23 protein-coding genes and 1 pseudogene are annotated in these 23,229 nt (G+C 55.0%); 8 read left to right on the plus strand and 16 right to left on the minus strand.

The window, feature by feature from the left end:
- Positions 1-6 precede the first annotated feature (6 nt).
- From IG617_RS18615 to IG617_RS18650, 8 genes are all read right to left on the minus strand, one after another.
- Positions 7-1,026 (minus strand): type II secretion system F family protein, encoded by a 1,020-nt coding sequence (locus IG617_RS18615; protein WP_192110754.1) that lies wholly within the window; start codon positions 1,024-1,026, stop codon positions 7-9.
- 8 nt (positions 1,027-1,034) lie between these two features.
- Positions 1,035-2,522, minus strand: a complete 1,488-nt coding sequence (locus tag IG617_RS18620) for a TadA family conjugal transfer-associated ATPase (RefSeq protein WP_192110755.1) — start codon at positions 2,520-2,522, stop codon at positions 1,035-1,037.
- A 31-nt stretch (positions 2,523-2,553) separates the two neighbouring features.
- Complete coding sequence (locus IG617_RS18625) at positions 2,554-3,672, minus strand: CpaE/TadZ family protein (protein WP_254170627.1); 1,119 nt, start codon at positions 3,670-3,672, stop codon at positions 2,554-2,556.
- A 194-nt stretch (positions 3,673-3,866) separates the two neighbouring features.
- Positions 3,867-4,583: a CpaD family pilus assembly protein gene (locus IG617_RS18630; protein WP_209008607.1), complete on the minus strand. Its 717-nt coding sequence runs from the start codon at positions 4,581-4,583 to the stop codon at positions 3,867-3,869.
- 10 nt (positions 4,584-4,593) lie between these two features.
- Positions 4,594-5,877, minus strand: a complete 1,284-nt coding sequence (locus tag IG617_RS18635; RefSeq protein ID WP_209008608.1) for a type II and III secretion system protein family protein — start codon at positions 5,875-5,877, stop codon at positions 4,594-4,596.
- 173 nt (positions 5,878-6,050) lie between these two features.
- Positions 6,051-6,818: a Flp pilus assembly protein CpaB gene (gene cpaB / locus IG617_RS18640; protein WP_192110758.1), complete on the minus strand. Its 768-nt coding sequence runs from the start codon at positions 6,816-6,818 to the stop codon at positions 6,051-6,053.
- Positions 6,819-7,009: 191 nt separating this feature from the next.
- Positions 7,010-7,516, minus strand: coding sequence for an A24 family peptidase (locus IG617_RS18645; RefSeq protein WP_192110759.1), 507 nt, complete (start codon positions 7,514-7,516; stop codon positions 7,010-7,012).
- Between the two features lie 164 nt (positions 7,517-7,680).
- Positions 7,681-7,854 carry a Flp family type IVb pilin gene (locus IG617_RS18650; RefSeq protein ID WP_192110760.1) on the minus strand — a complete coding sequence of 58 codons (174 nt, stop codon included), beginning with the start codon at positions 7,852-7,854 and terminating at the stop codon, positions 7,681-7,683.
- Positions 7,855-8,358: 504 nt separating this feature from the next.
- On the opposite strand from IG617_RS18650, the gene IG617_RS18655 reads away from it, so the two are divergent.
- The 6 genes and pseudogenes from IG617_RS18655 (at position 8,359) to IG617_RS18675 (ending at position 12,727) form a co-directional block, all read left to right on the plus strand.
- Positions 8,359-8,832, plus strand: a complete 474-nt coding sequence (locus tag IG617_RS18655) for a pilus assembly protein N-terminal domain-containing protein (protein ID WP_192110761.1) — start codon at positions 8,359-8,361, stop codon at positions 8,830-8,832.
- An 89-nt stretch (positions 8,833-8,921) separates the two neighbouring features.
- Positions 8,922-9,068 (plus strand): annotated as a pseudogene (locus tag IG617_RS21855) (TadE/TadG family type IV pilus assembly protein); the annotation flags it as partial.
- Between the two features lie 84 nt (positions 9,069-9,152).
- Positions 9,153-9,437, plus strand: a complete 285-nt coding sequence (locus IG617_RS21725) for a hypothetical protein (RefSeq protein WP_254170665.1) — start codon at positions 9,153-9,155, stop codon at positions 9,435-9,437.
- Positions 9,431-10,012 (plus strand): TadE/TadG family type IV pilus assembly protein, encoded by a 582-nt coding sequence (locus IG617_RS18665; RefSeq protein WP_192110762.1) that lies wholly within the window; start codon positions 9,431-9,433, stop codon positions 10,010-10,012. Before IG617_RS21725 ends, IG617_RS18665 begins: the two co-directional genes overlap by 7 nt.
- A gap of 131 nt (positions 10,013-10,143) precedes the next feature.
- Entirely contained in the window at positions 10,144-11,556 is a 1,413-nt protein-coding gene (locus IG617_RS18670) for a bifunctional enoyl-CoA hydratase/phosphate acetyltransferase (protein ID WP_192110763.1), read from the plus strand.
- Between the two features lie 4 nt (positions 11,557-11,560).
- Positions 11,561-12,727, plus strand: coding sequence for an acetate/propionate family kinase (locus IG617_RS18675; RefSeq protein ID WP_192110764.1), 1,167 nt, complete (start codon positions 11,561-11,563; stop codon positions 12,725-12,727).
- Here the strand turns inward: IG617_RS18675 and IG617_RS18680 are convergent.
- Positions 12,724-13,650 (minus strand): phosphate/phosphite/phosphonate ABC transporter substrate-binding protein, encoded by a 927-nt coding sequence (locus IG617_RS18680; RefSeq protein WP_192110765.1) that lies wholly within the window; start codon positions 13,648-13,650, stop codon positions 12,724-12,726. The two genes, IG617_RS18675 and IG617_RS18680, sit on opposite strands and share 4 nt — an antisense overlap.
- Before the next feature lie 90 nt (positions 13,651-13,740).
- Between IG617_RS18680 and IG617_RS18685 the strand changes: the two genes are divergently transcribed.
- Positions 13,741-14,358 carry an HAD family hydrolase gene (locus IG617_RS18685; protein WP_192110766.1) on the plus strand — a complete coding sequence of 206 codons (618 nt, stop codon included), beginning with the start codon at positions 13,741-13,743 and terminating at the stop codon, positions 14,356-14,358.
- 11 nt (positions 14,359-14,369) lie between these two features.
- Here IG617_RS18685 and IG617_RS18690 read toward each other — a convergent pair whose 3' ends face one another.
- The 7 genes from IG617_RS18690 to IG617_RS18720 all read right to left on the minus strand — a co-directional run bounded on the left by IG617_RS18690 (position 14,370) and on the right by IG617_RS18720 (position 21,664).
- Positions 14,370-15,401, minus strand: coding sequence for a histone deacetylase family protein (locus tag IG617_RS18690; RefSeq protein ID WP_192110767.1), 1,032 nt, complete (start codon positions 15,399-15,401; stop codon positions 14,370-14,372).
- 28 nt (positions 15,402-15,429) lie between these two features.
- Positions 15,430-16,434, minus strand: a complete 1,005-nt coding sequence (locus IG617_RS18695) for an aldose epimerase family protein (protein WP_192110768.1) — start codon at positions 16,432-16,434, stop codon at positions 15,430-15,432.
- Between the two features lie 92 nt (positions 16,435-16,526).
- Positions 16,527-18,026 (minus strand): phosphomannomutase/phosphoglucomutase, encoded by a 1,500-nt coding sequence (locus IG617_RS18700; protein WP_192110769.1) that lies wholly within the window; start codon positions 18,024-18,026, stop codon positions 16,527-16,529.
- Between the two features lie 72 nt (positions 18,027-18,098).
- A complete protein-coding gene (locus IG617_RS18705) occupies positions 18,099-18,623 on the minus strand; it encodes a retropepsin-like aspartic protease family protein (RefSeq protein ID WP_192110770.1) in 525 nt (174 codons plus the stop codon).
- 90 nt (positions 18,624-18,713) lie between these two features.
- Entirely contained in the window at positions 18,714-19,610 is an 897-nt protein-coding gene (locus IG617_RS18710; protein WP_192110771.1) for a ribokinase, read from the minus strand.
- Between the two features lie 115 nt (positions 19,611-19,725).
- Positions 19,726-20,355: a uracil phosphoribosyltransferase gene (gene upp, locus IG617_RS18715; protein WP_192110772.1), complete on the minus strand. Its 630-nt coding sequence runs from the start codon at positions 20,353-20,355 to the stop codon at positions 19,726-19,728.
- A 64-nt stretch (positions 20,356-20,419) separates the two neighbouring features.
- Positions 20,420-21,664: a DUF1688 family protein gene (locus IG617_RS18720; protein ID WP_254170628.1), complete on the minus strand. Its 1,245-nt coding sequence runs from the start codon at positions 21,662-21,664 to the stop codon at positions 20,420-20,422.
- A gap of 264 nt (positions 21,665-21,928) precedes the next feature.
- On the opposite strand from IG617_RS18720, the gene IG617_RS18725 reads away from it, so the two are divergent.
- Positions 21,929-23,218, plus strand: coding sequence for an MFS transporter (locus IG617_RS18725; RefSeq protein ID WP_192110774.1), 1,290 nt, complete (start codon positions 21,929-21,931; stop codon positions 23,216-23,218).
- The last annotated feature ends 11 nt before the right edge of the window (positions 23,219-23,229 follow it).

Genomic DNA, 23,229 nt, shown 5'->3' on the forward strand with positions numbered 1-23,229 from the left:
TCTTTCCTAGAAGTCGAAATTGATCATCTTGCGCATCACCATGATGCCGCAGAACATCCAAAACAAGCCACAGGCGATGATGATGTGGCCAGCAGTTCGCGTAAACAAAAGCATGATGTAGTCAGGAGCAATCATATACATAGCCCCCGTCACCAGGAATGGCAGCGCACCAATGATACCCGCAGAAGATTTTGCCTCAGAGCTGAGAGCCTGAATTTTACGTTTCATTGTCTTGCGGCCCCGCAAAACTTTGGACAGGTTGCCCAAAGCCTCAGACAGGCCGCCGCCAGCCCTTTGCTGAATCGCGACCACGATCGCAAAGAAATTTGCCTCAGCAACCGGGACACGCTCGGGAAGTCGCGCGACAGAGTCCGTCAGCGATATGCCCATAACCTGCGTCTCTACGATTTTTTGAAATTCACTTGCGACCGGCTCAGCCGCTTCATTGGCAACGATCCGGATGCAGTCTCCCAATGGCAAACCTGCCTTCACACCACGAACGATAATGTCCACGGCATTCGGCAGCTCATTTAGAAAAGCATCAAAACGCCGACGACGCTTTGCATTGATGAACCATCTGGGAAAGCCAAGCCCGCCCGCGAATCCGAGCGCCAGAGCGATCAGAAGGCTCTTGCTGAAGACAAGACCGAGCAACAGAAAAACTAGGGCGCAAGCTATGCTGAAAAAAATGAAGTGCTTTCGCTCCCAGTTCAAGCCCGCCTGCTCCATACGCGCGGTCAGGGAGATATTGGATTGCTTGTTCAGCTTCTTTTTCTGCCGTTCCTCGAATTCCTTGAGCTGATCCTGAACGGACTTTCTGCGCTTGTCGCCATCTCTTACTTGCGAACGGACGTCAACAGATTGGGATCGAGTCGCAATCACGTTGATGCGTTCGTCTCGGCGCTTCGTTCCAGACAGAGCAGGCTGAAACAGCGCGTAGATCACGCCACCGATGCTCACCGCGACCAAGATCGCGACACCCAGCGTGGTGAGGCCGGGACCAAGCAAAGACTGAAGGTCAGGCATGGGCGCGCTCACTCATTGACGTATTCCGGTTGTTCAGAAGCATCCAAAGCGGCGGCGAGACGATGCTCTTCGCCAAAGTAACGCGCGCGTTCCCAGAACCTGGGACGGCCAATACCCGTAGACCGGTGGCGTCCAAGAATGCGCCCGCTCGGATCCTCGCCAATCATGTCATAGAGGAAGACGTCTTGAGTGATAATGACGTCGCCCTCCATGCCCATGACTTCGGTCACGTGGGTAATTCGTCGCGAGCCATCGCGAAGACGCGCAGCCTGTACAACCACGTCGATGGACGAGACGATCATTTCCCGGAGGGTCCGAGAGGGCAAAGAGAACCCACCCATGGTGATCATTGATTCCAGCCGCGACAGCGCCTCACGAGGAGAGTTCGCATGCAGGGTGCCCATGGACCCATCGTGGCCGGTGTTCATGGCCTGCAACAAATCAAATGCTTCCGGCCCGCGAACCTCACCAACGATAATGCGTTCAGGCCGCATGCGAAGGCAGTTCTTGACCAGGTCTCGCATGGTGATTTCGCCTTCACCCTCGAGGTTTGGAGGCCGAGTCTCCAAGCGCACCACATGAGGCTGTTGTAGCTGAAGTTCCGCTGAATCCTCGCAGGTGATAATGCGTTCGGTGCTCTCGATATAGGCCGTAAGGCAGTTGAGAAGAGTCGTCTTGCCCGAACCCGTACCACCAGAAATGAGCACGTTGCATCGAGATTTGCCGATGATTTGCAGGATTGTGGCGCCTTCCGGCGTGATCGATCCATATTTGACGAGCTGATCGAGTGTGAGCTTGTCTCGCTTGAACTTACGAATTGTGAGCGCGGGTCCATCGATCGCGAGTGGCGGTGCGATGACGTTGACACGAGACCCATCGGGAAGACGCGCATCACATATCGGGCTGGAATCGTCGACGCGGCGTCCGACCTGACTTACGATCCGCTGGCAAATGTTCATAAGTTGCGCATTGTCGCGGAAGTGGACGCCAGTCTGCTGCATTTTGCCCTCGGTCTCGATGTAGACCGTGTGGGCACCATTGACCATAATATCAGCGATATCGTCACGCGCGAGAAGAGGCTCCAACGGGCCATAGCCAAGAACGTCGTTACAGATGTCCTCGAGCAGGTCCTCCTGCTCAGAAATCGACATCACGACATTTTTGAGCGCAATGATATCGTTGACGACGTCCCGAATTTCATCACGGGCATCTTCTGGGCCAAGGCGGCTCAGCTGCGAAAGGTCAATTGCTTCAACGAGGGCGCTAAAGATCTGCCCCTTGGTCTCATAGTACTCGCCGGACTTCCGGCTCTTCCTATCATTCGGCTCTGGTTTTGGTTGCGGTGCCTCTGCCTGCGAACCCTCTGGAGTTGCCGCATCGCTCTTGACTGCAACTTCTTCGATAGGCGCGGCCAAAGGAGATGCTTCCGCCGCGTCTGGCCGGAAGGGCCTCCCTGGCGCCGCTCCTGAAGGCGATGTACCACGTCTACCGAACATCGTTGTCTATTTCTCCGCTACGCTGATGACGCTAAGCCGTCTTGCCGATCAATTTCGAAAGCAGTGAATTCAGCCCGGTCCGCTTGGACTTGTTGGTGTCGCTGCGCCCGGACACCTGCTGTGCAAGTTCTGAAAACAGGGCACTTACACTGTGCTTTGCGTCCAACTCGGCGATCATCTGCCCGTTGTTGGCAGCTGTTCCGAAGAGCTGTGGGTCGAACGGTATGATCAGCGGTGCGGGCAGACCGAGTGCAGACGCGAATTCATCCGGCTTGATCTCAGGTCGTTTCGGTACATTGACCCGGTTCATAACGAGCTGCGGTAACCTGTCGTTCGGACGTAGTTGCTTCAAAGTATCGACGACGTTTTTCGCATTACGAAGATTGGCGAGATCCGGTTCAGCAACGATGACAACCTCATCTGCGCTGACCAGAACATTTTTGGTCCAGCCGTTCCACACATGCGGCACATCCAGCACAATTGTCGGCGTGCAACTGCGCATGGTGTCGATGAGACCATCAAAAGCGCTCTCACCATAATCGTAGGTCCGCTCAAGAGACGCAGGAGAGGCCAGTAAACTCAGGTGCTCGCTGCACTTGGACAAAATGCGATCCAAGAACGTTTCATCGAGGCGCTCAGGGGAAGACACTGCCTCCAATACGCCTTGCAGCGGATCCTGATTAAAATCCAGTCCGGCTGTCCCGAAGGGCAAGTCGAAATCCGCAACTGAAACTTCATTCTCAAAGTTGCGAGCGAGCGCCCAAGCACTGTTGTGCGCGACCGTAGAAGATCCGCAGCCGCCCTTTACGCCGAAAAATGCAATCGTGCGACCTAGCGGTTCTGTATCAGGATCACCGTATAGCTCACCGATCGAACCAATGAGCTGATACACGTCAATCGGTGCAACCAGATACTCGCTGACGCCTTGATGAATGAGATCTCGATAGAGAGAGACATCATTGATCCCGCCGATAACGATAACCTTGGTGCCTGCATCGCAATATTCTGCTAGCCGCTCTAGATCAGCGACAAGCGCCGATCGCTCGTTGCCAGCCTCCACGATGATAAGATTTGGCGTCGGGGCTTGCGCATAGAATTCAATTGCCGCCGGAATACCGCCCATGTGAACCTTCACATGGGCTTTCGCCATCCGGCGGTCCTCCGCCGCGATCTCAATCGTGCGGCTCGTGTTGTCACTCAGACAAAAGCCTTGAACCGAGATCCTTGGAATTGGCCTCATATCGATGCCTGCATTTGGCGCGGTCGATTGAGGTTCGTAAACGGTGTGCGGATCCAGATCTGCGCCCGTATCGGACAATTTAAGCTCGGTGCTCATTGACATCATCACTCCGAAACGGTGGCGCCGTCGCCTTCTTTGTACTCGCTTGCCGTCACTTCACCGGCCCTGAATTTTTCGTAGACGACCGCTCTGCGCATCTGATCCGAAGGCGTGCTTGCGCGCGGCGTAATCAGATCAGCCGGGTTGCTGACCATTGCAGCGAGGTTAGCCTGATGAGCACAGCCGAAATTGTAGTAGTCGTTGTTCTGATTGACGCTGCCGCCGATATCTTTGGGCCATTCGCCACAAGGCCCAGCAGTCGCCATGACTCTGGCATACGACAAGCGGATAGGCGCCTCGGCCGAGGCGTCCTCCACCCGATAACTGCGTGTCGCTGTCTGACGCCCGGAAACTCCACCGCGTTTCAAAGCCGCTCGAATAGACGGGACAACCGCATGGACGGCGGCTTCATTGCCAGACCCGGAGGGCACCAGGATCTCAACTTTGCCATCACCGTTGGCCTTTGACTGACTCGCGAAAGCAGCAACGCTGTCCGACAAATGCCTGTTCAGACCCCTGGTGTTGAAACCAATCGGCAGGTCAAGAGTCTCTGGCTGCTCAGTGATGATAATCGGATGTCTCAACTGATAGTCATTTGCCGCAAGCATCGCAGACTGGTTTTCCACCGACTGTGTTTGGCACCCGGCAAGCAACCCTGTCCCCAGCAGACAAACAGCCAAGGATCTGACTTTCGGGAACATTGCAACGGAAGATAAGCTCATCGTCTGTTCCTCACTTATAAATAAAGCCGACTTGGCCGTGATAGGTGCCCTCGGCAACCTTCCCGGGACTGCGGAAAATCTTGTTAAGACGGTTCAAAAAGATCGTCTCTGCGTCCGACGGCGGAAGAAGGTTCTTATCTGGACGGGTGATCTTGCTTCGTGCGACAGGAGACACCGCGTAAGGTGTCACAAAAACAACGAGCTCGGTCTGTTCGCGCAGAAAATCGCGGCTCTTGAACAAGGCACCCAAGATCGGCAGCTGCATCAAACCAGGAATGCCATTGATTGACTGGCTATAGGTCTCTTTCAGGAGACCTGCCATGACCAACGTGCCTCCTGACGGAAGTTCCAAAGTCGATTCTGCGCGTCGCACCTTCAAGGCGGAGATTGTAATGTCTCCCGTTGTCACGGCGCCGTCGGTTGTGAGTTCGCTGACCTCAGTCTTGACGCGAAGGCTAATGCGCCCACCGGACAGAACAACAGGCGTGAAGTCCAAGCCAACACCGAATTTCTTGAATTCGACCGAAACCGTGTTGTCATCTTGAGCAACGGGGATGGGGAATTCTCCGCCAGCTAGAAAACTCGCGTTTTCGCCAGAGATCGCAGTCAGCGTCGGTTCAGCGAGTGTTCTGATGACACCATCACGCTGCAATGCCTCTACGTTGGCATTGACCGATGAACCACCAGCAAGGAACGTCGTTCCCACGCTGGATTGGTTAACGATACTCGAATTGACATTGAAGGACGTTGGATTGTTGAACGTCGTCGAATAATTCCCGATACCAATCGTGCCACCGAGTTCGACACCGAGCTGCTTGATGATGGAACGCTCAACCTCGGCAACCGTCACCTTCAGATGCACCTGGTCTTTGCCATCGACGGCAATCATATTCAACACTTGGGCAGCCGTAACTCCCTCACCTGCAAATCGGGCGGCAAGATCTCCGGCGCGTTGCGCGTCGCCGGTGCTCTTGGCCGTTCCCGTGAGCAGGATATTCCCGTTCAGGGCTTCCGCGTTGATGCTCGAGCCTGGGACGACCCGGCGGATAAGCGCTGTCAGGTCAGTCGTATCCGGCTCGACACGTAGATTGAAGCTCGCAAGTTCGCGACCTGACCGGCTGAAGAGGACAAGATTGGCCTGCCCTGCCTTGTTTCCAAGCACAAAAACCCTGTGCTGCGTGCGCACCACTGCGTCAGCGATCTCCGGATTCGACACCAGAACATCTGCGACCGGCTCGGCAAGATTGATAATAATCGAGCGGCCGATCCCAACGTTGAGTATCCGCGACTTCACGCGCTCACCCGAGGCGACATGCACCTGGGTAGGAAAATCCGTTCCTGCAGAAGCCGCCGTCGAATAAGCGCATACCGCGAGAAACAGGCTGCACAGAAGGAACGACAGGCCGAACCTTCTCCCTAAACGGTCTTCAAAAGGCCTGGCATGAATACGCTTGCTGAAGGAAATTATCATCGTGTCGGTGCCTGACTTGAAACGCCATATTTCACAAAACTCACTCCTCCGCGTTTACGCACGACATCAACTTCGTCATCAGACGAATCTTGAGCACTGCGCAAAGCGAGAGATATCGTTCCTACCTGTTGGGACTGCGCAACGATCTCGGCTTGATCGAGAGTGAGTTCCAAAGTTGCTGTACGTTTTGGGGAGAGACTTTTCTTGTCCTGCTCGCCCGCCGTCGTCTCATCAATCGCCAGCACTCGTACATTTTCGAGTATGGTTTCGCTGACCGCCGAGTTTCCTTCCCCCGTTTGCGTCAAGATGAGATCAATCTTGTCGCCGGGAAGTATGAAGCCTCCGGCTGTTGTTTCTGCCTCGACGCTCACGGCAATGGCGCGCATGCCCTTGGGAAGCATCGCAGCCATAAAGCCTTTTTCCGTATCTATGAGGCGCTGAGCTCGAATGGGCTCGCCGTCGTAGATCGGCGCTTTCGCGATCTGCCCGGTATAAATTGAGCGAGCCTCTGGGTCAGATGACTTCAGAATTGCGCCCTTGGGTACAGCGTCTTGCGGCCAATCCGTCCATTCAAGATCTTTAGGAGACAATTTGGATCCCAGAACGATATCGCGCGATGCGACCAACACCTCTTCGCTCTGGCCGGTGTCTGCTTGGGTAACGACAACCTGCGGCTCGGGAGATTTGCTATTCATCACCATGCGAGCTGCCAGAAGACCTGCCCCCAGCGCCACTCCAAGAACCACCAATCGTGCGTACTTCATAGAAAAATCCACCGGCCTGGACGGCAGAAGAAGCGCCGTCTGCTTTCAATATCGCTCGCAATTCGTCAAAACATGGTTAATCCATAATGACGAAACTTGGTTAAATTTGATTAATGTTTTCTTTTCGGAAATTTACTCTTTGTTTACTTCACAACGACCCTGAAAATGCTCGAACAGAAGAGTCAGGGTGCTCAGCTGAGAAGATCGAACCATGCAGAAGAAGAGTATGTGTGCAGAGCGGCTGCCGATATCGCAATGCCGTAGGGAATTCCCGTTTGCTTGTCGTGAAGCTTCAAAAGCCACCCCTGCCCCAAGCAAAAACCGGGCAGCACCGGAATAAGCCTAAATGCCAAAATACCTAACGTCAGTGCCATGCCATAAATTGTCGTTAGCAGCAGAAATTGAGTCAAGCTGGCACCGAAGCCAAACCAGAGGGCAATTGCACTCGCGACCTTCGCGTCACCGCCGCCCATCCAGCCCAAAAAGAACATAATAAAGCACGGTAAGAAGACGGCCGCGCCGCCGAGCAAGTGAATGCCCCACTCTTGAACCGAAAAGCCGGCCAGGACACCCATCAATCCAAACGCCAGGATCAGCAGAATGGAAACCCGATTGGGAATGGTCATAGTGAGGAGATCGGATGCTCCCGCAAAGACGACGAGCACTGGAAATATCGAAAATATTGCTGCATTTTCCATGTCGGTTGCCGTTATTCGTTATGACCTGGATGCAAACTATCTGTTGCTGGTGGCCAAACGGTTAACCAACGCAAAAACGGGCGAAAGTCGCCCGTTTGCTTTTCAGAGCGGCCGGCTCGCAAATCGCCCGACCGCTCCAAATTTCTTTAAACTCGAGCTATCTCTTAGGAAGCAGAGGAAAGCGCGTTAGAGATGCTTGTGAAAAGACCGTTCAGGTTTGTCGACATCGTGCCGAGAACCGTGATCAGGGCAACGGCGATAAGACCAGCGATAAGGCCGTATTCGATTGCGGTTGCGCCAGATTCGTCCTTAGCAAAACGTGCGAAAAGATTTTTCATGAGTTTACTCCAATGTACCACTTGTTTTGACAGCTTCTGCGTTCGTCGTGCCTGTTGGTCGACCGTTCGAACATGAGGGCAATGTAGCCGCCGCCCGTTTCCAAGGAGTTAAAATTACCAAGTATGCGCGGTTTTTTACGCAGCATCTTCTTTATAGTTAATAGTATATTTCTTAGTTTTCTAAATTTTTCCCCAATTCTCACAACTCTACTCTCTTATAATTATCAAATTTTTCTATTTAATCATCATCACAACTCCTAATTCATTCAAATTATTTTAAAAATCGAATTTATGTCAGTTAATTTTTATATAATTTTGGCATTTTTACTTGACACATTGACGAGATCAACATTCTAGAATTCTGTCATCGAGCTTCTTCCTATTTCCTATTCAAACGCTCTATTTGCCATCCAGCGTGGCGCCACAAAATACACCGCGCGTTAGGGCTTCCTTCACCTTGTTCTTGGTAAACATTCGTAAACCTCATCAGATCTGAGGTAGGTCATGACGATGGATTTTTCTATGCTCAAAAGAATGTGCATTTGCGCCGTCCTCACGCTTTCCGGACAGGCGGCAACCTCCGAAGAGGCTGTTGTTTCGGTAATTGTAGATCGCGCGAAGGTATTCCGGATCGACGAGCCCGCGAGCACCGTTATCGTCGGAAATCCATTTATCGCAGACGTCTCCATGCATGATCGCTACACAGTCGTTGTCACCGGAAAAGCTTACGGCAGTACCAACCTGGTTATTCTGGATGACGCCAACAAACCGATTATAGATGAAGTCATCATCGTAAAGGCGTCTGGCGAGAATACCGTATCGGTTACAAGAAACTCCGCCCGGACAACCTATTCATGCGCACCTGTTTGTGAACCAACCTTGCGCATGGGAGATAGTGAAGAAGCTTTTGCGTCTGCAGCACAGCAGTCAACAACGCGCAACGACCTGGCAGTCCAAGCTGCTGGCGGTTCAAACTAGAGCGCTCCATGATGAAGTCGGCAAACAAGAATTGCGGACCGACCCGTTCCAGCCGTCGCTTTTCCTGCGTGACAAGTCTCCTCGGACATATGCTGCGGCGATACACGAGGGACCGGAACGGTGTGACAGCAATCGAGTTTGCGGCTGTTGGCCTTCCCTTTCTCATGTTGGTCTTTGGACTTTTCGAATTCGGCCTAGCATTCTTCGTGAATAGGGTTCTCGATAATGCGACGCTAGAATCCGCGCGATTAATCAGAACCGGCCAGGCACATCAAGGGAGCTTTGACGCAGCTGCCTTTAAGACCGAAGTCTGCACAAACATGACAGGCGTTCTTTGCCAGATGTCCAGGCTGACCATCGATGTTCAGACCTATAGCGATTTCGCAGGCCTTGATGACCTGACGCCACTTCTGGATGAAGACGGAGAGCTTGAAGAAGATACGGACTTCGAGATCGGTTCGGCGAGTGACATTGTCGTGGCGCGGGTCGTTTATAGATGGCCAATGTTTACCTCGATGCTTCGCACAGATGCAGGCGACACAGGAAATATGGAGCGGCTGCTGTTTTCGACCGTGATCTTCAGGAATGAGCCTTTCCCATGGTAGCTGCGCGAGAACGAAATCGGCGAAGAGAGACAGCGTCGCAGTTTACCGCTGATCGGTCCGGTGTGGCTGCGGTCGAGTTCGCTCTCATCTTGCCGTTCCTTCTCTTGCTGCTCATCGGGATGGCCGAGACGACCAGTGCTTTGAACCAAGATCGAAAAGTCAGCCAGATTGCGAGCTCTGTCGCCGATCTCGTCGCCCAAAGCGAGTCCATTTCGACGTCAGAAGCAGCTGACATCATGCTTGCGGCGTCCGCAATCATGAGCCCTTACGAGAGCTCAAGGTTGTCTGTCACGATCGCAAGTGTCAGCTTCGATGGTAACGGCAATGCTGAAGTCGACTGGAGCGTCGATCAAGACGGAGGCACGCCTTGGCCTACCGGGTCAGAACCACCGATCGATATCCCTGACACGGTTGCAAAAGCCGGAACGTCACTCGTGGTAGGACAATCAAACTACACATATATCCCGATGTTCGCGAGCCTGGCGCAGAACCTGTTTCCCAGCGCTGCGACCATTCCGATGGGTGACGTCTACTTTTTAAGACCCAGATTGTCGACCTCAGTCACCTTCAACTGAGCCCTCGCATAGCCATTTGCCCGTATTTGATCCGTCGTAAAAGACGGCTAGTGTCTTCGCATCTACGTTGCGTTGCAGCAAATTGATGTGCGGATTGGAGCGCCGCTCCACGCAGATGGACGAGGGCAAGAATGGCGACGAATAAAACATTTGACCAGATTGTGGTCGGTGATTGTGCGGAAATCACCCGCGTATGCTCAACCAACGATCTGCTCATCTTCGCGCATGCGTCCGGGAACCGGAACCCCCTCAATCTGCCGGATACCGATTGGACAGGTGATGGTGTCGTCGACACGCCTCTGGCCCCATCCATGTGGGTCGGCGCCTTGATATCCGCGGTGTTGGGAAACATCCTGCCCGGGCCTGGAACCGTCTACAGGACGCAAACCCTGACGTTTCACCGCCGAGTTGCGGTGGGTGACAGTCTGACGGTTCGGGTCAAAGTGACCGCCAAAAAGCCCAATGAAATGCTCGACCTCGAAACCACCGTCAGCACTGAAGCTGGAGACCTTGTGGCGTCGGGCATGGCCGAGGTTGTCGCACCCAAACAACAGATCGAATTTGACGCGTCGGAGCTCCCTGCGCTCCTGATTGAGCGACACCGGCATTTTAACCGCCTGATCACGCTCGCGAAAACACTACCGGCTCTCCCAACGGCGGTCGTTGCGCCCGATGACGCAAGTTCACTGGAAGGTGCAATTCTTGCAGCAAGAGAGGGCTTGATCGAGCCTATTTTGATCGGCGCGCGCGATCGCATCGAGGCTGCAGCCAAAGATATCGGGGAGGACCTCTCTCCGTTTTCCCTCATCGATATCGAAGATGAATCAGAGGCTGCGGCAAAAGCCGTCGCAATGGTTCACGAGGGCAAAGTCAAAGCTGTCATGAAAGGACATCTGCACACAGATGACCTGCTGCGGCATATCGTTAAGCGCGACGGTGGCCTTCGCACAAAGCGGCGGATCAGCCATGTTTTTGTCATGGACATTCCAGGCCGCGCGACACCCGTGGTGATCTCGGACGCAGCCATCAACATTGCTCCTGATCTCAACACCAAAGTCGACATCACTCAAAATGCGATCGACGCTGCTCTATCGCTTGGCCTGCCCTTGCCGAAGGTCGGTATTTTATCCGCGATCGAAACCGTCAACCCAGCGATTCCGTCCAGCCTCGACGCAGCGATCCTTTCCAAAATGGCGGAGCGAAATCAGATCAGGGGTGGCATCGTCGATGGACCGCTTGCGATGGACAATGCGATCGACGTCCAGGCCGCACGCACAAAAGGTATCACCTCTCTCGTTGCCGGGCGAGCAGAAGTGCTCATCGTACCCAATCTGGAATCGGGCAATATGCTTGCAAAGGAGCTGACCTTCATCGCCCACGCGGAGGCAGCGGGCCTTGTCATTGGCGCCAAGGTGCCGATCATGCTCACCAGTCGGGCGGACGACAGCAGAGCACGGCTCGCATCTTGCGCCTTGGCCCTGTTGTTCAACCATTGGAAGGCGACAGGCAATCCTGTTGAAACTCTTGAGCCGATCGAGGGCTGAGCAGATGAGCGATCCAACTATCCTCGTGCTGAACTCAGGCTCTTCGTCGATCAAATTCGACCTCTACGATGGAGACAACGAGACGGTTAAGGGCCAGGTCACGGGGCTCGGAGCCAAGCCCTGGATCTTCATCAAGAACTGTGCTGATGAAACCTGCAGGGACGAGGCGCTATCGTCAGATACTGGCCAATCGCACAAGACAGCGCTCGGTGCGCTTCTGTCCTATCTCAAAGATCTCACCGGTCTTGCCCGGATAGACGCCGTTGGCCACAGGGTCGTTCATGGTGGCCACCTTCATTCGCGGCCGCGCGTCATTGATGACGCCCTGCTCGAAGAACTCGAAACCCTGATCCCGCTGGCGCCACTGCACCAACCACATAATCTAGCCGGTGTCACCGCTGCCAAGTCGGCGTTCCCCCAGGCCATACAGGTCGCGTGTTTCGACACCGCGTTCCATCGGCACCATCCGTGGGTCAACGACACATTCGCGCTACCTGGTTGTTACTATGATGAAGGGATCCGTCGCTACGGATTTCACGGCCTTTCCTACGAGTACATCTGTCAGCACCTCAAAGAAAGCCTCCCTTCCGCACACAATGGTCGTCTGGTTGTCGCTCACCTGGGCAACGGGGCCTCGATGTGCGCGATCAAGAATGGACAGAGCATCGGCTCGACGATGGGCTTCACCGCGCTCGATGGTCTGCCAATGGGCACCCGCTGCGGCCAGCTGGATCCCGGAGTTGTCCTCTACCTCATGACGACCAAAGGCATGAGCCCTGAGGACGTCTCCGACCTTCTTTACAAAGAATCCGGACTGAAGGGTCTTTCAGGCATCAGCCAGGACATGCGGGCGCTCAGCGAAAGCACATCATCAGAAGCCGCCAAGGCGATCGACTATTTCGTTTTTCGCATACGCCGCGAACTTGGCGCGATGGCAGCCATCTTGAACGGTCTCGATACCCTGGTCTTCACCGGCGGCATTGGGGAGAACGCGACTACAATCAGGGAGCGCGTTTGCGAAAAACTGGACTGGCTGGGATTGAAAATTGACCCGGACAAGAATGATGCAGGAGAGACTGACATTTCCAGCACAGATTCTCGCGTAAGCGTGCTCGTCATTCCGACAAATGAGGAAGCCATGATCCGCCGGCACACAGCCCGGTTCCTCTAGGGTTTGACCGTGAGCACTTCCTGAAATTCCGGAGCATACGACCTGAGCATGGCGCGGTAGTCAGCGTGAACAACAGGCTCCAGTCCCCCTGGAAAATCAGGCTCGATCGAAAAATAGGCCGCGGGAGATGCATCCCGCAGTTCGAGCAAGGCACCACGAAGCGCACGCTTTCGCTCATCAGGAAGATCCGTTCGAACCGCATGCGCGTTGTAGGGGATGGCGGGCGAGCGCCAGACAATCTGCAACTTGTCCAGCCCGGCTGCCCCGCTCGTGAAAAGCTCGTTGAGGGTCCCGGCCGTGTAACCTGTCTCCGTCTTTCCAGACAGTGTCGACCAGCCCAAGCTCGCGTCAACTCTCTCTTCAAGCACGGCCTGCAAACCTTCGACCGGGTCCTTGACCCTGACGCTGGTCCGAAAATGCTGGCGCACATCAATGCCTTCAGCAAATAAGTTCGAAAGCGGCACCCTATAGCTGGAGATGGAATTTGGCTGTCCAACGCCCAGCCGGCCGCCCTTCAGATCTGAAAGTGTCGCGCTTTGATCTGTCGATTTGACAATCAGTACGGAATAGAAGCGGGCTGGAAAATGATCCGGGCGCGCGGTCGCCAGTGGCTCGACGCACGCACATTGGGTAAAGGCGGCGGCATAGGACGCCGGCGAGAGGCGTGCATAGTCAATGTCCCCTTTAACAAGAGCTTCCGAAAGTTCGCCGAGCGTATCGATCAGGAACAAATCAACGGGTATATCAAGCTCGTCTTCCAGATAGAGACGAAATGGCTCAATGCGTTCTCGCATCGCTTCATCTGCACCAACCGCAACCCCCAATCGCAGTCTCTGCAGTCCTTGCTGCTGAGCCCAGCTTGACGTGGCAGGCAAGAGGATCAGTGCAGTCAGCGCGAGAAAGAGAGAAACTCTGATTTTCATAATTTTGCCATCGGTTAGTACCTAGCTTCGAAGCACGCATCGATGCTTAAAGATTTAATCGCCATCTCAATAGCAAATTCAGGAGTTTTCATGACCACCGCCATTTCAACAGTCGTTTTTGATGTCGGAAATGTTCTGGTTGAATGGGACCCTGAGCACCTCTACCGAGATCTGATCCCGGACGAGGCAGCCCGGCATTTCTTTCTATCTGAGATCTGCTCGATGGATTGGAATCTCCAGCAGGACTTGGGACGAAGCTGGAACGAGGCCGTTTCATCACTTAGTTCCCAACACCCCGAACACGCCGAACTTATCGAAGCTTACTCTTCACGTTGGCACGATATGGTTCCAGGTGCGATACAAGGGTCTGTCGACATTCTCGAGGCTTTGAAGAAGGCAGATGTTCCGCTTTATGCGATCACCAATTTCTCACAGGAGAAGTTTGCCGAAGCTCAGGACCGCTTTCCCTTTCTCAAGACCTCCTTCAGGGACATCATCGTCTCGGCCGAGGAGAGACTTCTAAAACCCGACCTCCGCATCTATGAAGCTCTCTTTGCGAGAAATACCATCACTCCATCGGAATGCGTCTTCATCGACGATTCAGAGAAAAACGTCGCAGGTGCCCGCGAAGCCGGGATGGCGGCTCTGCATTTCACCGGTGCCGATAAACTCCGGCAGGACCTCCGAGAGATGGGGCTGCCGGTCTGAGCGCCCCTGGATCAACCGCGCTCGAAACCTTCCAGAACATTCACGCAATTGGTGCCGAGAGCATCGACGGCATAGCCACCTTCCATGAGGAAAATCGTTGGAAGACCGAGGAGAGCAAGCCGCCGCCCAAGCTTGGTAAAGTCATCGCTTTCGAACTTGAACCCTGAGATCGGGTCCTTTTCGAAGCAGTCGAGTCCAAGCGAGACGATTAGGTAGTCAGGTTTGTAGACCAGAAGCCAACGACAGGCGTCATCAAGCGCTTCTTCATAAGCTCGCCAGTTGGTGCCAAGCGGCATCGGCCAGTTGCGAGTATAACCCTTGCCGGCATTCTCGCCTGCTTCATCCTCATGGCCCAGGAAATATGGATATTCCACTTTCGGATCGGCGTGCAGGGAGAGGAAGAGCACATCGGATCGATCGTAAAAGATCGACTGAGTGCCGTTGCCGTGATGGTAGTCCACATCGAGGATGGCAACCCGGTCAGCGCCATGATCTCTGAGCCATTGCGCGGAAATGGCCGCATTGTTCAAAAAACAGTAGCCCCCGAAAAAATCGTGCCCCGCATGATGTCCGGGCGGGCGGCAAAGACCAAATGCGGCTCTTTCACCCTGCTGCACCATTTCTGCTGCTGTAAGCGCGGTGTTGGCTGCAGCTTTCGCGGCCTCAAAAGTGTGCGGGCCAATCGGCGTGCCTGCATCCATGGAGTATCGACCCAAAAGGCCATCGATGTGGTCAGGCGCCGGGTCTTCACGCAAGGACCGTATCGGCCACACAAAGGGAAATGCTTCAGAACTCCGTCCGGTCGCAGTCCATCGCTCCCAGAAGCTCTCCATAAACGCGAGGTAGTCTGGCGAATGAACACGGGCGAGCGGTCTCTCGCCAAAATCCTTTGGCTCGACCACTTCCCCCAGTTCACGGCTTTGAACAGTGCGCAAGACAATTTCAGCCCGCTCAGGTATCTCGACGGCCGGCTTTAACTGACCATCAGAAATTTCATGTTCAGGAGCATGCTTGAGCTGGTTCTGAGAAAAGATTGTTTTCAAGGAGACGGTTCCTTCCAATCAAAACCGCTCAGGAAAAACGGAATTCGGTGATGTGGTTGTAAGTCTCATCCGGATGCAAAAGCACTCCAGTGAAATTGTCATGATTGACGCTGTCTGGCCAACGTTGCGTTTCCAAGCAAAGCCCGGCACAGGCACCGTAGTCCGCCCCATGCAAACCGGGAGAGGTCGTCTCAATCTTATAGCCATCGTAAAGCTGAATACCGGGCTCGGTGGTCCAGACTTCCATGCGGCAGTCGCCTTCCGGGTCCTCGAGGGCAGCAGCAAAAGCAACCTGATCAAGCGGCTCATCGCTCAGACAGAAATTGTGATCAAAGATCACATCCGTCTCGGATGCCTTCCTCCTCAACTTCCGGCCTTCGCGGAAATCATAGGGAGTCCACTCAACGTTGCGGATCTCACCTGAGGGAACGAATTCATCCGTAACAGGCAGATACCGATCGGCCGCAATCTCAAGCGTATGGTCCAGGATGTCGGGCGTGCCCGCAAGATTGAAATAGCTGTGCTGGGTCACATTGACGATCGTTGTCTTGTCGGTGGTTGCGGTGAATTTTACCCGCAACGCGCCGGTGCCTGTGAGGGTGTAGCGGCACAAGACTTCAACACGCCCTGGATAGCCTTCATCTCCGTCTTCGGAGACAAGTTTCAGCAGGACGCTTGCCTTGTCATGCTGCTCCAATGACCAGACACGGTTGGCGAAGCCAACATCGCCACCATGGAGGTGATGCTTGCCCTCAATGTTCTGCACCAACTGATAGGCATGACCGTCAATCTCGAACCGGCCATTCGAGATCCGGTTTGCGCACCGGCCCGCCACGGCGCCGAAGAATGCGTCGTGCTGCAGGTAGCTTTCCAGATCCTCAAACCCCAGGACAACTGTCTTGCCGTTAAAGGCCAGGTCCCGGATTATAGCGCCGTAGGTCAAGACCTTGGCTTCAAGTGGCCCTTTTTTCAGACTGACTTCCTGAACCGCAGTTCCATCTGGAAGTCTCCCGAAGTCCCGGATCGTCGCCATTGCATTCCTGATTTTCTTAAAAGACGCCTGCCCGCAGACCGACGCGAAAGGAGTAGAGGGCTGGCCCTCCACTCCGCTAACCTCACGCTGCTTTAGAGCGTCTGATTGTACTCGCCCACTTCCGGATTCTCGCGCAGGACCGTATCCACCGCCTTGAACATCGCATGGAGCCGCTCTTCGGAAGCAGGGCTTTCAACAACAACGACCAGTTCCGGCTTGTTGGAAGATGCCCGAACGAGACCCCAGGTACCATCATCGGTGACAACTCGGACGCCGTTCACAGTGATCAGATCCGTGATTGGGCTTCCGGCAACCTTCTCGCCTTTCGCCTGCATGTCCTTAAACCGTGCAACGACGCGGTCGACGACCTCATATTTGATTTCGTCTTCGCAATGCGGAGCCATCGTCGGTGAGCCCCAGGTCTTGGGAAGGTCGCGGCGGAGATCCGCCATTGTCTTGTCCGGATTCCTGTCGAGCATGTCGAGAATCGCGATCGCCGACACCAGACCATCGTCATAACCGCGGCCGATGGGTGCATTGAAGAAGTAGTGTCCCGACTTCTCAAACCCGACGATAGCGCCAAGCTCCGTCACCCGGCGCTTGATGTAGGAATGGCCGGTCTTGTGGTAGTCGGTCTTGGCGCCATTGGCTTTCAAGACTGGATCGGTATTGAAGAGACCGGTCGATTTCACGTCGACAACGAACTGAGAATTGGGGTGCAGAGCGGAAATGTCGCGCGCCAGCATAACGCCCACCTTGTCGGCGAAGATTTCTTCGCCTTCATTATCGACAACGCCGCACCGATCGCCATCGCCGTCAAAGCCAAGGCCGACCTCGGCTTCGGTTTCGAGCACCTTGTCGCGGATGGCATGAAGCATCTTCATGTCTTCCGGGTTTGGATTGTAGCGCGGGAAGCTATGGTCGAGTTCGGTGTCGAGAGGGATCACTTCCGCACCAATGGCCTCCAGAATTCGCGGCGCGAAGGCACCAGCCGTGCCGTTGCCACAAGCCGCGACGATCTTGATCGGGCGCTTCAGCTTTGGCCGGTCGGTAAGATCCTTGATGTAGATCTCGGCAAAGTCTTCAACATAGCGATAGCTACCACCACCCTTTGCGTCGAATGCCGCTTCAAGCACGATGTCCTTCAGACGTCCCATTTCGTCCGGGCCGAAGGTCAGCGGACGATTGATGCCCATTTTGACACCGGTCCAGCCATTGTCATTGTGGGATGCGGTGATCATCGCGACCGCGGGCACATCCAATGCGAACTGTGCGAAATACGCCATTGGCGACATCGCGAGACCGATGTCATGAACATTGATGCCAGCAGCCAGCAATCCGTTGATCACAGCCATCTTGATCGCGGAGGAATAGCTGCGAAAGTCATGCCCGACGACGATATCCGGCCGCACGCCGCGCTCGTGCATGAGTGTGCCAATGCCCATGCCAAGAGCCTGCATGCCCATCAGGTTGATCTCTTTTTCGAACAACCAACGCGCATCGTATTCGCGGAAGCCCGTTGGCTTGACCATCGGCAAGGATTCGTAGGCATAGGTATTCGGTTGAAGAATGGGCTGCGGCTTGGGAAACATTACTCACCTCTTAGGGGTAAAACGGGTCAAATCCATTGCTGGGAAAGGGCATGTTTAAGGAATGACGGGACCTTACTGAACAAGGATCATGGTGTCATTCGAAATGTCAAAACCCTTGAGACGCCCTAAGGCGGACATTCCCAACAGCGGGACAGACAGGGCCTCATCTTTCAGAACAATCACGTCGATGTTTTTCAAGCGGATTGGACCCAACTTCAGTTCACGGACAACAGAGTGCGCACCATGCGTGGCACCATTCGCAGTCTGGACAGGGACGTTATAATCGGAAGGTTGCAGAAATATGCCAATCTTCTTGGCCTGACGTTCGGGCAACACAACCGCGGAAGCGCCGGTATCGACCAGCATATCGAGAAACCGCCCATTGAGCCGCGCCTCGGTCATATATTGTCCATTGTCGCCCGCCTGGATTTTATGTGTCCTTCCTGAACCTGTTTTATCGGTGTCATCTGCCGAAGAAACTTCCTGCCCGCCCTTGGCCATCTCGATAAGGCCCAGGATGTCATCACCATCCACTAAACGCGGGACGATCAGAGCGGTTGCAGCAACAATCAAAATTATAAGCGAGACAGGCCACATTGGTCGGTAAGCTTCTCTGTGAACCGGATTTTCCAATCGAACCGCGAACCTAACAAAGACCCCTTAGCACGACGTGAAGGCGGCTCAATTTTAGAGCTCGGCGGCAAGTTTCTGGATATCACTTTGGCTGGGCGCGCTTGATTGAGCGCCCGTCACAGTACACGCCAGGCTGCCTGCAGCCACTGCCTGTTTCAATGCAGCTTCGGTTTGATCTCCTCGGTCAATGGCAGCGGCCAGCGCGCCACAGAAAGCATCACCGGCTCCCGTCGTATCTTGAACGTCGACCGCCGGGGCCTTGATCCGAAAACGCTGTGACCCCTTGCCCGCATAGATCCCGTTCGCTCCCATCGTCACCACGACCAGCACATCGTTTTGGGAGAATGCGCTGGCGAATGCCTCCGGCTCGGATGGCAGTCCCAGCAACGCCGCCAATTCTTCCGCCTCGCCCCGATTGACGACAAGAACGTCAACATCACCGGCCAAAGCTGCACACTTTTGACTTGGTACGGGCGCTGGGTTCCAAATGAGCGTTGCATCGGCAGCGCGCCCAAACTCAATCGCCGAGATGAGTTCAGCTTCCGGAAGCTCGCCTTGCATTAGCAAGATGTCTTCAGGTGTCAGCGTCGCCTGCAACCAGTCTGCTGACACGCGCGTATTCACACCACTGGCAACAATGATCTGATTTTCACCGCTCGCCTCGACACCGATGAAGGCAAGACCTGTCGCGCCCTCCAGCCGCCGAACCGTATCCAGCTTGACCCCAGCGTCATCCAGACCGGTCAAAGCAGGGGCCGCGAATGCATCTTGACCAACCGCGCCCACCATTTGCACCACAGCTCCAGCACGCCGAGCAGCCAAAGCCTGATTTGCGCCTTTTCCGCCAGGAAAGGCCTGATGGTCGGGCCCGATGACCGTTTCACCGCGTTCGGGAAGCCTTGGCACTGCAACGACCAGATCCAGATTGATTGATCCAAATACGGTGATCATTGTCGCCCCTCCCCTCCGAACCATCATTCACACGATACGAACCAACACGGTGCCAGCACAAACAGAAAAGGCGCCCGGACGGATCCGAGCGCCTCAACTCGATAGCTTGAGCGACTTACTTGGTGCCGTACATCCGGTCGCCCGCATCGCCAAGACCCGGCACGATGTAGCCGTGATCGTTCAGCTTCTCGTCGATAGAGGCGGTAAACACCGGAACATCCGGGTGCGCATCGATGAACTTGGCGACACCTTCCGGCGCTGCAAGGAGGCACAAGAAACGTATATTGTTGGCACCGCGCTGCTTCAGCTTTTCAACAGCGGCAATGGCCGAATTGGCCGTCGCAAGCATCGGATCGACCACGATCACCAGGCGCTCGTTCAGGTCTTCGGGTGCCTTGAAATAGTATTCAACCGGCTGCAGCGTGTCGGGGTCACGATAAAGTCCGATATGCGCCACGCGCGCGGACGGCACCAGATCCAGCATACCTTCAAGCAGGCCATTGCCTGCCCGCAGGACGGACGCAAAGACCAGCTTTTTACCGGCGAGCGTCGGTGCCTGCATTTCACAAATCGGCGTCTCGATCGTCTGGTTCACCACCGGCAGGTCGCGTGTCACCTCATAGCACAGCAGAAGCGATATCTCGCGCAGCAGACGGCGGAAGCCCTGTGTGGAGGTTCCCTTGTCACGCATGATTGTCAGCTTGTGCTGGACCAGCGGATGATCGACGATTGTGGCTCCGGACATGTTTGCCTCTTTGGTTTGGGGGCCCAAGATGATGGGCCTGTGCCGTTCAGAACAGTTTGAAGTGCTATGCCCTGAAAGGTAGCCAAAAAACACCCCCGCCGCCGAGGATTTTTGACGCTCTGCGCCATGCGTCGGGATTTTCCCGTGCAATTGCCCTTCCGGCGGGAAGCGTCCCACCTTCCTGAACGCAGGTCAGTGGCAACGATGTTTCATCCGCATCCAGCTCGGACCGCAGTCTTTTGGCAAGCTCGCACAAGAGGCCGAGGGTTATTGCCCGCAGCTCCACTGCCTGCTTCTCCGAAGTCTCGGGCGTATCAGTTTCGAACTCAATCGCACCGCACGCCAGGAGCAGGGCAGCGTGCTCAAGATTGGCTAGACCCGGTATCGCTTCGAGATCGTCAACGGAGAGGCTGACCCAGGCCAAGGGTTCGATGAAACTGTAAAAGATTGCCAAAGCTGGCAGATGAAACGGCACCAAATCCGACGCAACCATGGCCTTCACCGAACTTGTGTGCCGCCACGTGTCGCCGAGGATGACCTCATCCAACATTGCACCGCCCTGCCAAAGGGGTGACAAACCATCGAGCAAGCCATCGACGATGTCTGGTGCATGCAGAACGCCGTCAGTCGACTGGGTGCTCAGACTTTGCAGCAAGCAGCCGGGGCGAACTTCATCGTTCAATTCAAACAGATCAGGACGCAGCCCGATTGTCTCACCAAGCCGCCGCAACAATGCCGTCAGCTGAGAAATTTCACTGCTATCGTCTAACTCACTCAGCTGAAGGCCGGCAGCAATCTCTGCTTCTTCGAGACGGATCATCGCATGTGCATCGACACGCAATGGATCATCCGGCTCTGCAGAAAATGTCCCCGCGGCGAACATTGTCAGGGCGGCCAGTGCACGCCCCAACGCGCCGTCAAAGGCATGACCTGAGATCGGCTCGACAAATGTCCATCCCGGTCGCAGCGCAACATCCATGACAGCCGACAGGACTGCCAGGTCGCCGGCTGATCTCAGCATTTCCTCAGCGGATTGAAAGCCTCGGGCTCCAGCGAGCATACCCCACCGGTCCATCGCCCCCGCCTCGAACTGGCGCCAACATCCGAGCGGCGGAATCTGGTGATCCGGATGGTTTTTTTCGATCTCGGCAGAAGCCCAGTCAACGGCGGTCTGCAGGCGCTCAGGGCAAATGCGCAATCCGCTGATCTCGCCATCGTATGCCGCCTGTAAAATCTGCTGTGTTCGAACACCTATTGTTTCAACACTCAATATTGAAACAGCCGCAGAGACCGCGTTGCTATCATTCATAAATCAATCAACTTTCACGAACTCTGTTTTGATGCCGCTGACCACGCGATCGATTTGCGGATTCGCCAAATGCACCGGTAGCTATGGAACTTTTCTTATTCCAGCGGCTTAAACAACAATATGATGGTTTTGGCTGATACTCCAAAGGATCGGAGCGCTCAATTGCGGCAGTTATTTATTCTCTGGTGTTTTTGATTGCGAGAGTTTAATGCGCGCCATCTTGCCTACGCCGGTCTAAGTCGACCGCCAACTTGTTGAGACACGATGTCGACAGTCTTTTCGATCGCAGCCCTTCTGACCGGTTCCGCATTGCTGTTGCTTGCGGGCGGGCTGCATGGCCTATTGCTGCCGGTTCGCGGCCTTGCAGAAGGGTTTTCAGATTCATCGCTCGGCTTGCTCGGCGCAGGATGGGCCCTTGGGTATATGGCCGGGTGCCTTTGCGTTCCACTGATCGTCCAGCGTGTCGGACATATTCGGACGTTTGGCGTCCTGGCTTCTCTTGCAGGTATCACCCTGCTTCTCAACCTGTTGCTGCTCCATCCATTTACCTGGGTGCTTCTCCGCTCATTGTCCGGCTTCTGTTTCGCAGGCGCTGCAATGATCGTTGAGAGCTGGCTGAATGAGCGTGCCACCAATGAAACGCGTGGCAAGATCTTCGGCATTTACACCATGATCAACCTCGGCGCGACCACGATCGGCCAGATGCTCCTGACGCTCGGCGATCCAAACGGCTACCTGTTCTTTGTGCTCGGCTCCATCATCTATTCCCTAGCCCTTCTGCCCACCGCGCTTTCGACCGCGATGACACCAGCACCGCTGACCCAGGCAAGGCTTGATCTAAAACTGCTTTGGAAAAATTCCCCGATCGCGGTCGTCGCGATTTTCCTTGTCGGCATATCAAACGGCGCCTTCGGAACGCTTGGGGCCGTCTATGGCCGCCGTATCGGCCTCGAGGTGTCGGACATCGCGATCATGATGTCCTTGGCGCTCTTGATTGGAGCCATTATCCAGATTCCGATCGGATATGTTTCGGATCGCCTCGATCGACGGATCGTGCTCGTCTCCGTGGCCTTGATGGCCATGGGTATCGGTACGAGCCTGTCTCTCTTCGGTGACTACGACACGGGGCTGACCATCGCCTTGGTCGCTGCGTTTGGCGGGACAATCTATTCCATGTACCCGGTGATCGTTGCGCATGCGAGTGACCATGCGGACCCGGGAGACTTCCTCAAAACCAGCGGCGGTCTGTTGTTGATTTTCGGCACGGGCACCATGATTGGACCACTTGCGGCCGCCGGGCTGATGACAGCAACCTACCCAGGAGCCCTCTTTCAGGTCACCGCTGCTGCACACCTCAGCATGATCCTCTTTGCGATCTGGCGCATGACGCAGCGCGCGACTCTGGATACAGATGAGAAGACCGATTTTGTCCCCGTCGTCTCGACTGGGCGTTTGAGCACACCGGAGACGTCTCTGCTCGATCCTCGGACAGATCAGGACGAGCTGGAAGATCGCGCCGACGAGGAAGACCTCGAGACAAAGCCGAGCAATTAACGATCCGCCCG

It is taken from the genome of Roseibium polysiphoniae (assembly GCF_014842925.1).
In the GTDB taxonomy this organism is placed as follows: Bacteria; Pseudomonadota; Alphaproteobacteria; order Rhizobiales; family Stappiaceae; genus Roseibium; species Roseibium polysiphoniae.